The following is a 13,934-nucleotide window of genomic DNA, read 5'->3' as shown; positions in this document are numbered from 1 at the left end:
GTTTTCAAGGATCAAGTCTTACTTGAGAGCTTAAACTCTCAAAACTGAGCAACGAGTGAGTAACAGGCCTAAACCTGAGTTTTGGAAGCTGAGCTTCCGATTTGAATGTCCTCATTGCAGAGAACGATTCTCCATAGAAAGGAGGTGATCCAGCCGCACCTTCCGATACGGCTACCTTGTTACGACTTCACCCCAATCATCTACCCCACCTTCGGCGGCTGGCTCCCTTGCGGGTTACCCCACCGACTTCGGGTGTTGTAAACTCTCGTGGTGTGACGGGCGGTGTGTACAAGACCCGGGAACGTATTCACCGCGGCATGCTGATCCGCGATTACTAGCAATTCCGACTTCATGCAGGCGAGTTGCAGCCTGCAATCCGAACTGAGACCGGCTTTGATGGGATTGGCTCCACCTCGCGGCTTCGCTTCCCGTTGTACCGGCCATTGTAGTACGTGTGTAGCCCAGGTCATAAGGGGCATGATGATTTGACGTCATCCCCACCTTCCTCCGGTTTGTCACCGGCAGTCACTCTAGAGTGCCCAGCATTACCTGCTGGCAACTAAAGTTAAGGGTTGCGCTCGTTGCGGGACTTAACCCAACATCTCACGACACGAGCTGACGACAACCATGCACCACCTGTCTCCTCTGTCCCGAAGGCCGCTGCTATCTCTAGCAGATTCAGAGGGATGTCAAGACCTGGTAAGGTTCTTCGCGTTGCTTCGAATTAAACCACATACTCCACTGCTTGTGCGGGTCCCCGTCAATTCCTTTGAGTTTCAGTCTTGCGACCGTACTCCCCAGGCGGAGTGCTTACTGTGTTAACTTCGGCACCAAGGGTATCGAAACCCCTAACACCTAGCACTCATCGTTTACGGCGTGGACTACCAGGGTATCTAATCCTGTTTGCTCCCCACGCTTTCGCGCCTCAGCGTCAGTTACAGCCCAGAAAGTCGCCTTCGCCACTGGTGTTCCTCCACATATCTACGCATTTCACCGCTACACGTGGAATTCCACTTTCCTCTTCTGTACTCAAGCCACCCAGTTTCCAGTGCGACCTCAGGTTGAGCCCAAGGTTTAAACACCAGACTTAAATAGCCGCCTGCGCGCGCTTTACGCCCAATAATTCCGGACAACGCTTGCCCCCTACGTATTACCGCGGCTGCTGGCACGTAGTTAGCCGGGGCTTTCTTCTCAGGTACCGTCACTCCGGTAGCAGTTACTCTACCGGACGTTCTTCCCTGGCAACAGAGCTTTACGATCCGAAAACCTTCATCACTCACGCGGCGTTGCTCCGTCAGGCTTTCGCCCATTGCGGAAGATTCCCTACTGCTGCCTCCCGTAGGAGTCTGGGCCGTGTCTCAGTCCCAGTGTGGCCGTTCACCCTCTCAGGTCGGCTACGCATCGTCGCCTTGGTGGGCCGTTACCCCACCAACTAGCTAATGCGCCGCAGGCCCATCCCTCAGTGACAGATTGCTCCGTCTTTCATTCTTCTCTCAGGAGAAAAAAGAAATTATCCGGTATTAGCTACCGTTTCCGGTAGTTATCCCAGTCTGAAGGGCAGGTTGCCTACGTGTTACTCACCCGTCCGCCGCTAAGTTATTTTGAAAGCAAGCTTTCAAAATAACTCCGCTCGACTTGCATGTATTAGGCACGCCGCCAGCGTTCGTCCTGAGCCAGGATCAAACTCTCCAATTAGTATTGAAAAGAGCGATATGCTCATTTTGAAACATCTGACGAGAAAATTAATTCTCTAATTTTGGATTTCACTTACGTGATTTCCTACTCACTCGTTGTTCAGTTTTCAAAGATCAAGTTCTCGTTGGCGCCGTTTAATGTCTCAGCAGCAACTCTTATACTATATCATGTTCGGCTATTTAATGTCAAGCTCTTTTTTTTAACTTCTTTTTCGAGCTCGGCATGTGTACTTCTTGGCCGGACTTAGAATATATCATGTATGGAGATGCATTGCAAGAGTTTTTTTGAAACTAATATTAAATCTCTACATTCTATAGGAGCGATGAAGTGAAAGCACTGCTTCTAATCAACAGTAGCTGAGAGAACTGCCCTTAGACAGCTCCCTTAAGCCCTGTGTTCTATAGATACTATTCAGTACGGTTACGCATATGTGGAAACAGCAATACATCGCGAATCGATGCAGAATTGGTAAGCAGCATGATCAAACGGTCTACGCCGATTCCCAGTCCGCCAGTAGGCGGCATACCATATTCCAGGGCGCGGATGAAATCATCATCCATCTCATGAGCTTCGTCATTACCTTGCTCTTTCTCCTGGATCTGTGCCTCAAAGCGTTGACGTTGGTCAATCGGATCATTCAATTCACTAAATGCATTAGCGTGCTCACGACCCACAATAAACAGCTCAAAACGATCGGTAAAGCGTGGATCCTCATCGTTTTTCTTCGCAAGTGGTGAAATTTCAACAGGGTGTCCCATTACAAAGGTTGGCTGAATTAGAGTTTCCTCTACAAATTGCTCGAAGAAAGCGTTAAGGATATGGCCGAACGTCATATGTTTCTCAACAGGCACACGATGTTCTTTTGCCAAAGCTTGTGCTTCGTCATCTGTCATGTGAACGCTGAAATCAACACCGGTTACTTCTTTAACAGCATCAACCATAGTTACACGACGCCATCCTGGAGACAGATTTACCTCTTTGCCTTGGTAATCCAGCAGTTGTGTACCTAATACCTCTTGGGCAATATGTGCAATCATATTCTCCGTGAGATTCATGATGTCCTTGTAGTCAGCATATGCTTCGTACAACTCAATCATAGTGAACTCTGGATTATGACGAGTCGACATTCCCTCGTTACGGTAGACACGGCCGATTTCATACACTTTTTCCAAACCGCCAACGATAAGGCGTTTCAAGTGAAGCTCGATAGCAATCCGCATATACAGCTGCATTTCAAGTGTGTTGTGGTAAGTAATAAACGGACGCGCAGCTGCTCCACCGGCGATCGTATGAAGTGTAGGTGTTTCAACTTCAAGATAACCAAGTGAATCCAAATAACGACGCATCGATTGAATAATTCTTGAACGGGCAATAAAGGTCTGTTGAACTTCCGGATTAATAATCAAATCAACATAGCGCTGGCGATAACGCAGTTCTACATCTTTAAGACCATGATATTTTTCAGGAAGTGGCAGCAGGGACTTGGACAAGACTTCGAGATTATGCACTTTGATGGAGGTCTCGCCTGTTTTGGTTTTGAATACTGTTCCACGAACGCCGATAATATCTCCCAGATCGAGAACATTAAACGCCGCGTATTGAGTTTCAGGAATGCTGTCTTGACGAACATAAAGCTGAATTCTTCCGCTAAGGTCCTGGATATGCGCAAAGCTGGCTTTACCCATAACGCGTTTTGCCATAATACGCCCAGCAATGCTCACTTCAACAGAAAGCTCGTCCAATTCCTCTTTGGAAAGTCCATCATACTTAGCTACGATATCGCCAGCGTTAGCTGTGCGCTCGTATTTTTTGCCAAAAGGATCAATACCAAGTCCTCTTAGCTCGTCCAGTTTGGCACGGCGGATCTGCAAAAGCTCACTAAGTTCGTTCTCTGCATTGTCCACATTGTTCATTTCCTCGGTCATGCGATTCATCCCCTTATAACTCAGTAATATCATATACACAAGAAGAAACGGCTCCGTCTCCATAGTTAGAGGACAGTCCCGTTCCAGCTCAAAATATAAGCAGTTTGTTTTACCTATCGTTTCTGGATGATTTGAAAAAAGCTTCCCTAAGGAAGCTTTCCCAAACATGTTCCCTTATCTACCTATGTACAGTGAAGTGACTAATACATATGGCAGCACATCTATTTACAGACATTAAGGTCTGTATATTACTTCATTCTGATATCGAGAATTTTATATTGAATAACTCCTGCAGGTGTAGAAACATCAACTACCGTACCTATTTTTTTTCCGATAATAGCTTTGCCTACCGGACTTTCGTTGGAAATCTTGTTATTCAGTGGATCAGATTCTGCTGTACCTACGATCGTATACTCCATAGTGTCCCCATATTCCAAATCCTCGACACTTACAGTAACACCAATACTTACTACGTCAGTAACGATCTCGTCGCTATTGATGATACGCGCGTTGCGAAGCATCTTCTCCAAAGTGAGAACGCGTCCTTCGATAAAAGCTTGCTCATTCTTCGCGTCTTCATACTCCGAGTTCTCACTGATATCTCCGTAGCCAATCGCTACCTTAATCCGTTCAGCAACCTCACGGCGTTTTACGGATTTGAGGGTCTCCAGCTCATCTTCCAGACGTTTTAGCCCGTCCGGCGTAAGGATGACTTCTTTATCGCTCATCTCAACCGATTCTCCTGTCGTATACAATTATTGAAAACACCATACTATATGCTAATCTAGAAGGATAAGAACCCTCCCTGCTGCATTGCTCTTACTGTAACGGCGATTTTATACTGTGAAATTATATTGGAACCGCTACAAAATGTCAATGACACCACATATAAAGTCAGATGTGTTCAAATATCAGCAGAAAAAAGGCGATTATACAGCAGAAGAAGACATTTCAATGCCCTTGCTCTCTTCTTCATACTTTAATTGAACGACAAAATCATTCAATATCCTCACCATTCCATCGCGTTTTGTTTCTGTCATAAGGACATCCTTCACTCTAGCGGCAGCCTTCAAGCCTTTTAAATACCAAGCCATATGCTTACGCATCTCACGGACAGCTACAGCTTCTCCCTTAAGAGCTACCAGACGATCCATATGAAGAATAGCAACCTTAATCTTCTCATCCAAACCAGGTTCAGGCATAAGCTCGCCGGTGCTCAAATATTGAATGGTACGATACAACATCCAAGGATTACCGAGTGCTCCACGCCCGATCATTACACCATCGCAGCCAGTCTGATCCAACATAGCCCGAGCATCTTCAGGTGTATTAACATCCCCGTTGCCAATAACGGGAATGGAAACTGCTTCTTTTGCCATCTTGATGTAGTTCCAGTCCGCATGGCCTGTGTAAAGCTGCTCGCGGGTACGACCGTGTACGCTGACAGCCTTACCCCCGGCACGTTCAACCGCACGCGCATTATCTTCGACAAAAATATGCTCGCTATCCCAGCCAATCCGCATTTTCACGGTTACCGGTTTATCGACAACATCGACAACCGCAGAGACCATTTCATAGATTTTGTCGGGATTCAAAAGCCAGCGGGCTCCCGCATCACATTTAGTCACTTTTGGCACTGGGCATCCCATATTGATATCGATAATATCAGCATTGGTTTCTTTATCAACGACTTTAGCTGCTTGTACCAGTGATGCTCTATCCCCGCCAAAAATCTGCAAACTAAGCGGTTTCTCCCGTTCATCTACAAACAACATTTCGCGAGTACGTGTATTTCCGTGAATAATGGCCTTATCGCTTACCATTTCCGCACAGACCAGACCTGTACCAAATTCCTTAGCGATCAGACGAAAAGCCGGATTGCACACGCCAGCCATAGGTGCCAGAACAACCTGATTTTTCATCTCAATATCGCCAATCTTCAGCATTCGTATCACTTCCTGCCTTTTAATTCTTGGAAATTATGAGTTGGGATCCACAAGCTCTTCTGTTGTAACCCCTAGAACATTCGCAATTTTATCTAAAATTTGATCTTCTAATCGTCTGTTACCCCTCTCGACTGCACCAAGCACAGCCAAGGAAATTCCGGCAAGATCCGCAAGATCCTGTTGAGTATACCCTTTTAGCTTACGGAATGCCCTGACCCTCCGTCCCAAACGCTTGTTGTCCACAACCGAATTCCTTCCTTCCCGTCTATGTCTTGAAGCGCTGCTGTAATCAGCTTGCGAAGTCCGGAAGATTGTTCATTCTGTGGAACGATGTCACTGAGCGGAAACAATACAAAAGCACGCTCTAACATGCGTGGATGCGGTAACGTTAAATGTGGTGTATCGAGCACCTGACCCTCAACCCACAACAAATCCAAATCTACCGTTCTCGGTCCATAGCGGATATCCCGGATACGACCCAACTGCGTTTCAATCCCCAACATCACTTCCAGCAAGGACTCGGGCGCAAGTGTCGTTCGCAAAGCTGCTGCCATATTGAGAAACTGCGGCTGATCTAAATAACCAACTGGCTCTGTCTCGTAAACTTTGGAGCAGCGGACCACCGATATTTCATCATGAGCGTCCAGTCTGTTCAAAGCCTCTGACAGTGTGCCCTCGCGGTCACCCAAATTAGCCCCTAAAGCAATATAAGCCTCTGATTCTTCAGAGGTGGAATGTATATTCATGGACCTTGTTCTCACTTTCTAGTTCTGCGCAGCTCTACAGTCACTCCCTGAAAATGAATGTCGAAAGGCGGATGAGGTTTAGTTACCTTAACCGTTACTGCATTGATAACAGTATAAGTGTCCAGTACGGAGGATGCAATATATTCTGCCAAAGCTTCAATCAACTTAAAAGACTTTATTTCGACAATATTTTTGACTAATTCATGAACTTCAGCATAATTCACAGTTTGATTCAAATCATCATTCAAGCCCGCACCCTGCAAATCAAGCTCAAGCTCTAAATCAATGTAAAAACGTTGTCCCAGCTTACGCTCTTCCTCAAATACACCGTGGTATCCGTAATATTCCATGCGATGCATTGTCATTTTATCCATGATTAATCCGCCCTTTTTCGTAAAATATAGCTATTCACGCACCACTGGAGGTGCAGCATACAACATCGCATCACACATCTTAACCGTTCGTTTAATTAGAGATACATCATGTACACGGACGATCTGGCAACCCTGAGCAATACCAAAAGCTACTGTAGCTGCGGTGCCTTCCACAACATCATCAGACGGCAAATCAAGTACCGTGCGGATGAATTTTTTGCGGGACGTCGCCAGTAACAACGGATAGCCTAACTCAGTCAACCCGTCTAAAAGCATCATTGCCTGCAGGTTTTCATTATAATCTTTAGCAAAGCCGATACCTGGATCCAATATGATATTGGCCGGCTTAACACCTGCGGCTAACGCAAGATCAATACTTTCCTTAAGGTCAGCCGACATATCCGCACTCAGATTCGTATAATTACGGTCCTGCCGGTTATGCATCAAAATAATAGGACAGTCAGCAGCAGCGGCCACTGCCGCCATTTCCGGATCAGCCTTACAACCCCATATATCATTAATGATATGGGCACCCGCAGCCATAGCTTGGCGGGCTACTTCAGCTTTATAGGTATCGATGGATAACGGAAGATGAGGTGCCGCCTTATGAATACTCTCGATCACAGGCAATACACGGGCTAACTCCTCTTCAAGTCCCACCGGTTGATGACCAGGACGAGTAGATTCACCGCCGATATCAATAATATCAGCACCCTCTGCAGCCATACGCAGCGCATGCTCAACGGCTTTGTCCGGATGATCCCAAAGTCCTCCATCTGAAAAAGAATCAGGGGTAACATTAAGGATGCCCATAATCAATGTTCGATTTCCTAACTCCAAGTCTGTATTTCCACAACGGTATGTCCGCTTAAAGAGGACTGGTCTCATTTCGCAATCGCCGTCCTATCTCTATATAATGAAATCAAGCCAGCAGTAATTGTTCCACACTGGCCAGTACCTATAGTAAATCTTGCATCTCCGTGCCACACCCCGGTAACAGGAACAATTTCTTGTACGGAATTGGTAAGAAACACTTCATCAGCAGCTTTCAACTGCTCCCAGTGATATGTTCCTTCTTCAACACTAAGGCCTACACTAAGAGCCAGCTCCAGCACCATTTCCCGGGTAATTCCCGGAAGAATGCCTGCGGTGAGATCTGGGGTATAGAGCCTGTTGTTTTTAATAAAAAAGATGTTGCTGACAATGCCCTCCGCAATAAATTCTTCTGCCGTCAGCATTAGTCCTTCAGCACCATTTGCCGCAGAAGCATACCCTCTAAGCTCACGCTTAGCCAGAATGTTATTCATATAATGCAGCGACTTGAATCGCACAGTTCCCTCAGGAGTATTACGCCGCAAGGACAACAGCTGCAGCTCTTTGCCTTCACTGTAAAGATTATCTGATACTTTCGGCAGCGCTTTGATGTACAACAAATGATTGGGCTTTTGATAATCACCAGCAGGTAATCCGAGAATATCCTCACCGGCTGTTACGGTATAGCGTATATAAGCTTCTTTTAATTCATTTTTGTCCATAACGCGCTTAATCCAGTCAAGTAGATGTGCCGCTTCTGCCTCAAATGGAATGCCCAGTTCCTTGCACCCCTCTGCCATACGCTTCAAATGACGCTCCAGCAAAAAGGGAACTCCCCCATAGGTCCGAAAGGTTTCGAACAAGCCAATGCCGTACAAAAAGCCGTGATCCAAGGCAGAAACCACGGCTTCTCTGGCGTCAATGACACCATTGTTAAATCCTATATATTTCATGCCGTTTCTCCGGCTCTCCGTTTCAAGAAGTTACGCAGCATCGTATGACCATGATCCGTAATAATAGATTCCGGGTGGAACTGTACACCTTCAATAGGGTATTCTTTATGGCGCAATGCCATAATCTCCCCTTCTTCAGTCTCAGCCGTAATCTCCAAGCAATCTGGGAGACTCTCCCGCTCTACAATCAGTGAATGATATCGGGTAGCTGTAAAAGGAGACTCCAGACCTTCAAAAACTGAGGTCCCGTTATGGTAAATAGGCGATGTCTTCCCATGCATCAAACGCTCAGCACGGATGACATTGCCACCAAATGCTTGTCCAATCGCTTGATGTCCAAGGCATACGCCGAAGATCGGAATGATCCCCTTGAAATGATGCAACAATTCCAGACTAATTCCCGCTTCATTTGGTGTACATGGGCCTGGTGAAATTAGAATATGGTCAGGTGCCAGCTTTTCAATCTCTTCGATGGTAATTTCATCATTGCGGTGCACTTTAACCTCTTCCCCAAGCTCACCTAAATACTGTACGAGGTTATACGTAAAGGAATCATAATTATCGATGACCAAGATCACAGTGCTACTCCCCCTTCGGCTTCGCTGGTAGCTGGCAATTCCTGCTGCAGTTCACTACAGAGTACTGCCTTCACTACCGCTTTGGCTTTATTATGGCATTCACGGTATTCACGGTAGGGATCGGAATCGATCACTATGCCGGCACCTGTCTGAATATATCCGACCCCGTCTTTTACAGCCAGCGTTCTTATAATAATATTTAATTCCATATTGCCGTTATAGTCAATAAAACCCATCGAACCTGTATAGGGTCCACGTCGAACCGGCTCCAGTTCTTCGATAATCTCCATTGTCCTTACCTTGGGAGCCCCTGTGATGGTTCCCCCCGGGAATAAAGCTGCGATAACCGCATAAGCGTCTTTATCCGGCGCAATCTGGCCCTCTACCTGCGAAACGAGATGCATCACATGAGAGTAGCGCTCCACCGTCATCAGCTCCGGCACGCTGACGGAACCGTATGCAGCGACACGTCCGATGTCGTTGCGTTCCAGATCGACAAGCATGATATGCTCGGCGATCTCTTTTTCGCTCCCGCGAAGCTCCGCCTCCATGGCGGCATCCTCCGCGGGAGTGAGTCCCCGGCGCCGGGTGCCGGCGATGGGCCGGGCGCTCACTTTGTCCCCATGCAGCTTGACGAGCAGCTCTGGTGAGGCGCTGGACAGCGCGAAGCCGGGCGACCGCAAGAGCCCCATGTACGGGGACGGGTTGAGCTTGCGCAGCCACTCGTAAACATCCTCCGGCGAGGACTTCAGCTGCGCCTCCTGGCGCAGCGAGAGGTTCACTTGGAAGACATCGCCTTGGCGGATGTATTCCTGAACGTCCACCACTGCCTGCTGAAACTTTTCAGGCGAGAAAGCCGAGGCCATGCCCGGCCACTCTCCTGATGAAACTGTAAGGGCCTCAATGCTGCCCACGGCCTCATCATCCAATCCTGCAGCTGAAGATATCAGCTGCCACTGCTCTACCATTTGTCCAGCCTGTTCTATACTGCCAAGATAGAGATTTTGCAGATCCTCCAGCCCACAGTCTGCTGGAACTGGAACGTGGACAGCACAATACAGCACATGCTCTTCGTGATCATAAATCCATATCTCGTCAAACCTCATAAAAAGATAATCAGGAAAACCAGGATCATCTTGGGCAAGAGACGGCAATCGTTCCAAAGAACGAACCACATCATAACCAAGGAATCCAATACATCCACCAGAGAAAGGAGGAACATCTTCATCCTTTAACTTAGGCGACGTAAAATCCGACATCCATTGCTGCAGTAGCTCCAGCGGTTGTCCATGCAGTGTTGTTGCCTCAGGTGTCCTCTCCTCGTCCACTGATGCTGATTCCAAAGATTCAGTAGGGAAGCTAAATACTTCCGCGTTATCCTCCTTGCCTTTCAATATCGAAACAGGATTTAAGCCCAAGTACGTATAACGGCCACCCTTACCACTTTCTAAAACTACAGAATACTGGGAAGCTAACTCCCAGGCTTGCTCCCAGGACGCGGGTAATTCGTTGGTGCACCGGGGTGATTTTATAATCAAGGGAAACATGCTCCAGTCTTCAGCAGCCCATTGTTCCCACTCGTTCCAGGTTGTTATGATTTCCAAAGCCATCCTCCTAAAAGTTTTATGAAGCCATTACTTCGTAGAAATCACTTCGTAATAGAACTCGCTTCGTAAGCATTTGCTTAAGTTTTGTCCAGACTTTAATTATTTTAAATCGTCAGTAGTATATTGCCTGTCAGTATACTGTACTTAAGGCATGATTGAAAAGCCCTCAGCGATAGGAAATTATTATGATTTTTTCGTTTTCTGCAAAAACCAGAGCTTTTTTCAACAATAATAAAATTACCACGTCTAGCCTGCCATATATGCAAAGTACCAAATGCCTTTTAAATCAACGAAAAGAGTCTCCATCACCACCAAAAAAGTGGTATGAAGACTCTTATAGATTTACGTTATTGCAAACAATTACGCTTCGAAATTGTAAAGTGGTGTGCTCAGGTAACGTTCGCCGTTACTTGGGATAATGACTACTACTTTTTTGCCAGGGCCTAAATCTTTAGCTACTTTAAGAGCGGCAAATACAGCAGCACCTGAAGAAATACCAGACAAGACGCCTTCTTCTTTAGCTACACGACGTGCAGTTTCGAAAGCTTCATCATTCTCAACGTGGATGATTTCATCATAGATATCTTGGTTCAGAATCTCAGGGATGAAGTTAGCTCCGATACCCTGGATTTTGTGAGGACCTGGTTTGCCTCCAGCCAAGATTGGGGAAGCAGCAGGTTCTACAGCATAGATCTTAATATCAGGATATTGGCTTTTCAGCACTTCACCCGCACCAGTGATCGTTCCGCCTGTTCCGATACCTGCAATAAAAGCATCCAAAGGACCGCCGATGGATTCAATAGCGTCAATAATTTCAGGTCCAGTAGTCTCACGGTGAATCTTCACGTTCGCTTTATTCTTGAATTGCTCGGATGGGAAATAGCTTGGGTTTTCTTTCAGAATTTCGTCTGCTTTCTTAACCGCACCATTCATACCTTCCGATCCTGGGGTCAGCACCAATTCCGCTCCATATGCGCGAAGGAGATTACGGCGCTCCAAGCTCATTGTTTCCGGCATTACGATAACTGCTTTATAACCTTTAGCAGCAGCTACAAGTGCCAGGCCGATACCAGTGTTACCACTAGTAGCTTCTACAATCGTACCTCCCGGTTTCAGTAGACCTTCACGCTCAGCTTCTTCCACGATGCTGATTGCAATCCGGTCTTTTACGCTTGATCCCGGGTTCTGATATTCCAATTTCAAATAAATATCTGCGGAGCCTTCCTGTGCCAGACGATTCAAACGAACGAGCGGAGTACCTCCGATCAATTCTGTTACGTTGTTAACGACTTTAGCCATGAGCAAAAACCTCCTTAGAATGATAAATGCGATATAAGAACGTAAATTATGACTTTATGCTTCTGTGTATGGAGTTTAAATTGTTGACCACCGTCAGTTATTTCCGACTAAAACGGTAGGGTTTACGTTAATATCATATTATCAATCTTGCAGGCTGTTGTCAATATTTATTGATACCTCATATTTATTGCGTAAATCGCTTTCCACCTGCTGCAAGGGAGGGGCTTGCTCCAAAGCCAGCTCTTGACGTACAAGCGCCCGAATTTCTTTCTGATCCGGCATTTCTGGAGAGTGAATACTCTCCAAGCGGATAATGGCGAAGTCTTCCCCTGTCTCGATTGGACCGGCTATATCACCCACATCCAATCCAGCGGCAGTCTTTAACATTCCCTCTGGCCAAAAAGGGTCATCTTCCTCTACTTTGCCTAAGCTGCCTCCGTGCTGCCGACTCTCATCATCAATAGACACTTCCCTAGCCAAATCAGCGAAATCCTCACCCTGTTCCAAGCGATCCATTACCTGCTGGCCTTTCTCATAGGATGAGACCTTGATCATAGAAAGCTGCATTTCCTTTTTTGGAATGAAGCGCTCGGCATTTTGCTCTAAATAAGCATCTATATCGGCATCACTGATTGTAATGCCCACCGTGGCTATCGCTTGTAAGGACAGACGATAAGCTGTCTCTGCGAACACTTCCTGACGAGATAATCCGAGCTGAGATTGCATTTGAGCATAATATTGCGCTTCTGATTCGTACCCAACTATAGTGCGTGCCAGTTCCTGCTTAACCTCATCGTCTGTCACGGTAATTCCTAATGCCTTAGCTTCCATGTTCACGACAATATGGTTAAGCATACTGATTAACACTTCTTCTCCATGCTTTTTTTTGAGCTCATCCATCCACTGCTGATCCGTTATCGGTTGTCCGCCTGCAGTCGCTACATCCGGTGATTCATTGTCTGTTGTATCTCCTTTAAGAAGGGCCATGGCGCGCAAACTCCAGAATAATAGACCCCCGAGCATTAAAGTTGCTACAGCTAGAATAATAACCGTATTGCGAAGTGCACGTTCCTGTCTCGTCATCATCCCAATACCCTACGAATTCGCTTGTTCTAAAATGACCTGTAAATCGTCCTTATTGAAAACATAAGCCTCATTGCAAAAATGGCATACGACTTCAGCCTGTTCATCTTCTGCAATTAATCTCTCCAGTTCATCCCGTCCTAAGCTAACCAATGTCTGCTCTACCCGCTCACGCGAACACTGACAAGCAAAGTTAATATCCAGTTCATCCATAACCACTGCATCCGGCAACAGGTAGCGCAGCATTTCTTCTGGCTCCAGCCCCTGATCGAGAAGCGCTGTTACAGAAGGCATCGCCCCTACAGCTTTTTCAATCTCTGTGATCTCCGCATCAGTCAGACCAGGAAGAAGCTGAACAATAAATCCTCCAGCCACAATTACTGACTCATCGGTATCTACCAGTACACCTAGGCCGACCGCAGCTGGAGTTTGCTCAGAAACCGCAAAATAATAGGTAAAATCATCGCCAAGCTCCCCGGAGATAATAGGAATACTACCTCTGTACGGCTCTTTCATACCTAAATCTTTTATAACATCAATGAACCCTTCAGTTCCCACCGCTCCAGCTACATCCAGCTTCCCCATGCTATTGCTCGGTAAATGAATATGAGGATTATGCACATAACCACGCACTTCTCCCAATGCATTGGATTCTGCAACGATTTGTCCGATCGGTCCATTCCCTTTAACCATAATACTCAGCTTCTCACTACCCTTGAGCATAGCGCCCATCATGGCTGCAGCGGTAACTGTACGTCCCATTGCGGCTGTAGCCGTTGGATACGTATCGTGTCTGCGTCTTAGTTCTTCAACCAATTCAGTTGTGCGGACAGCAAACGCTCTCACTTTACCATTAAGAGCCGTGCCGCGGATTAGTCGATCCTTCTTTTTTTCCATTGGGTGCATAGCCCTCCT

Annotated in this window: 13 protein-coding genes and 1 rRNA gene; all 14 read right to left on the bottom strand. The window is 46.6% G+C overall.

The genetic code is table 11. The features are described from left to right. Nucleotides 1-137: 137 nt before the first annotated feature. The 14 genes from NSQ91_RS00430 to hslO all read right to left on the bottom strand — a co-directional run bounded on the left by NSQ91_RS00430 (nucleotide 138) and on the right by hslO (nucleotide 13,916). Nucleotides 138-1,695: ribosomal RNA gene (locus tag NSQ91_RS00430) — 16S ribosomal RNA — on the bottom strand. A gap of 407 nt (nucleotides 1,696-2,102) precedes the next feature. Further along, a complete protein-coding gene (gene lysS / locus NSQ91_RS00425) occupies nucleotides 2,103-3,620 on the bottom strand; it encodes a lysine--tRNA ligase (RefSeq protein WP_038573979.1) in 1,518 nt (505 codons plus the stop codon). 248 nt (nucleotides 3,621-3,868) lie between these two features. Continuing rightward, nucleotides 3,869-4,348 carry a transcription elongation factor GreA gene (gene greA, locus NSQ91_RS00420; RefSeq protein WP_036678719.1) on the bottom strand — a complete coding sequence of 160 codons (480 nt, stop codon included), beginning with the start codon at nucleotides 4,346-4,348 and terminating at the stop codon, nucleotides 3,869-3,871. A gap of 201 nt (nucleotides 4,349-4,549) precedes the next feature. Continuing rightward, on the bottom strand, nucleotides 4,550-5,566 hold the full coding sequence (gene dusB / locus NSQ91_RS00415; RefSeq protein ID WP_339281541.1) for a tRNA dihydrouridine synthase DusB: 1,017 nt from the start codon (nucleotides 5,564-5,566) through the stop codon (nucleotides 4,550-4,552). Nucleotides 5,567-5,599: 33 nt separating this feature from the next. Continuing rightward, the gene (locus tag NSQ91_RS00410; protein ID WP_076099929.1) at nucleotides 5,600-5,809 is read right to left on the bottom strand and encodes a helix-turn-helix domain-containing protein; all 210 of its coding nucleotides are present in this window, start codon (nucleotides 5,807-5,809) and stop codon (nucleotides 5,600-5,602) included. After that, nucleotides 5,761-6,312, bottom strand: a complete 552-nt coding sequence (folK, locus tag NSQ91_RS00405; RefSeq protein WP_036678725.1) for a 2-amino-4-hydroxy-6-hydroxymethyldihydropteridine diphosphokinase — start codon at nucleotides 6,310-6,312, stop codon at nucleotides 5,761-5,763. Before folK ends, NSQ91_RS00410 begins: the two co-directional genes overlap by 49 nt. 11 nt (nucleotides 6,313-6,323) lie before the next feature. After that, nucleotides 6,324-6,686 (bottom strand): dihydroneopterin aldolase, encoded by a 363-nt coding sequence (folB, locus tag NSQ91_RS00400; protein WP_076138480.1) that lies wholly within the window; start codon nucleotides 6,684-6,686, stop codon nucleotides 6,324-6,326. Between the two features lie 30 nt (nucleotides 6,687-6,716). Then, nucleotides 6,717-7,574, bottom strand: a complete 858-nt coding sequence (folP, locus tag NSQ91_RS00395) for a dihydropteroate synthase (protein WP_076186830.1) — start codon at nucleotides 7,572-7,574, stop codon at nucleotides 6,717-6,719. Beyond that, the gene (locus tag NSQ91_RS00390; protein WP_340916082.1) at nucleotides 7,571-8,452 is read right to left on the bottom strand and encodes an aminotransferase class IV; all 882 of its coding nucleotides are present in this window, start codon (nucleotides 8,450-8,452) and stop codon (nucleotides 7,571-7,573) included. Before NSQ91_RS00390 ends, folP begins: the two co-directional genes overlap by 4 nt. Then, a complete protein-coding gene (pabA, locus tag NSQ91_RS00385; RefSeq protein WP_036678733.1) occupies nucleotides 8,449-9,030 on the bottom strand; it encodes an aminodeoxychorismate/anthranilate synthase component II in 582 nt (193 codons plus the stop codon). The genes NSQ91_RS00390 and pabA overlap by 4 nt, the downstream gene beginning before the upstream one ends. After that, a complete protein-coding gene (locus NSQ91_RS00380) occupies nucleotides 9,027-10,577 on the bottom strand; it encodes an anthranilate synthase component I family protein (RefSeq protein ID WP_340916080.1) in 1,551 nt (516 codons plus the stop codon). The genes pabA and NSQ91_RS00380 overlap by 4 nt, the downstream gene beginning before the upstream one ends. 420 nt (nucleotides 10,578-10,997) lie before the next feature. Continuing rightward, nucleotides 10,998-11,936: a cysteine synthase A gene (gene cysK, locus NSQ91_RS00375; protein ID WP_036678737.1), complete on the bottom strand. Its 939-nt coding sequence runs from the start codon at nucleotides 11,934-11,936 to the stop codon at nucleotides 10,998-11,000. A 141-nt stretch (nucleotides 11,937-12,077) separates the two neighbouring features. After that, nucleotides 12,078-13,022 (bottom strand): peptidylprolyl isomerase, encoded by a 945-nt coding sequence (locus tag NSQ91_RS00370; RefSeq protein ID WP_081383501.1) that lies wholly within the window; start codon nucleotides 13,020-13,022, stop codon nucleotides 12,078-12,080. 9 nt (nucleotides 13,023-13,031) lie between these two features. After that, nucleotides 13,032-13,916 (bottom strand): Hsp33 family molecular chaperone HslO, encoded by an 885-nt coding sequence (hslO, locus tag NSQ91_RS00365; RefSeq protein ID WP_036678742.1) that lies wholly within the window; start codon nucleotides 13,914-13,916, stop codon nucleotides 13,032-13,034. Nucleotides 13,917-13,934: the final 18 nt, after the last annotated feature.

Origin of the sequence: Paenibacillus sp. FSL R7-0048, assembly GCF_038004505.1 — a bacterium.
Classification (GTDB): domain Bacteria; phylum Bacillota; class Bacilli; order Paenibacillales; family Paenibacillaceae; genus Paenibacillus_AQ; species Paenibacillus_AQ odorifer.
The sequence above is the reverse complement of the archived record's forward strand: the minus strand, read 5'-3'. Positions and strand labels throughout refer to the sequence as shown.

Bases quoted from the DNA above. Each gene is read 5' to 3' on its own strand.
- lysS (WP_038573979.1), bottom strand. From the start codon at position 3,620: ATGACCGAGGAAATGAACAATGTGGACAATGCAGAGAACGAACTTAGT.
- greA (WP_036678719.1), bottom strand. From the start codon at position 4,348: ATGAGCGATAAAGAAGTCATCCTTACGCCGGACGGGCTAAAACGTCTG.
- dusB (WP_339281541.1), bottom strand. From the start codon at position 5,566: ATGCTGAAGATTGGCGATATTGAGATGAAAAATCAGGTTGTTCTGGCA.
- folK (WP_036678725.1), bottom strand. From the start codon at position 6,312: ATGAATATACATTCCACCTCTGAAGAATCAGAGGCTTATATTGCTTTA.
- folB (WP_076138480.1), bottom strand. From the start codon at position 6,686: ATGGATAAAATGACAATGCATCGCATGGAATATTACGGATACCACGGT.
- folP (WP_076186830.1), bottom strand. From the start codon at position 7,574: ATGAGACCAGTCCTCTTTAAGCGGACATACCGTTGTGGAAATACAGAC.
- NSQ91_RS00390 (WP_340916082.1), bottom strand. From the start codon at position 8,452: ATGAAATATATAGGATTTAACAATGGTGTCATTGACGCCAGAGAAGCC.
- NSQ91_RS00380 (WP_340916080.1), bottom strand. From the start codon at position 10,577: ATGTTTCCCTTGATTATAAAATCACCCCGGTGCACCAACGAATTACCC.
- cysK (WP_036678737.1), bottom strand. From the start codon at position 11,936: ATGGCTAAAGTCGTTAACAACGTAACAGAATTGATCGGAGGTACTCCG.
- NSQ91_RS00370 (WP_081383501.1), bottom strand. From the start codon at position 13,022: ATGATGACGAGACAGGAACGTGCACTTCGCAATACGGTTATTATTCTA.
- hslO (WP_036678742.1), bottom strand. From the start codon at position 13,916: ATGGAAAAAAAGAAGGATCGACTAATCCGCGGCACGGCTCTTAATGGT.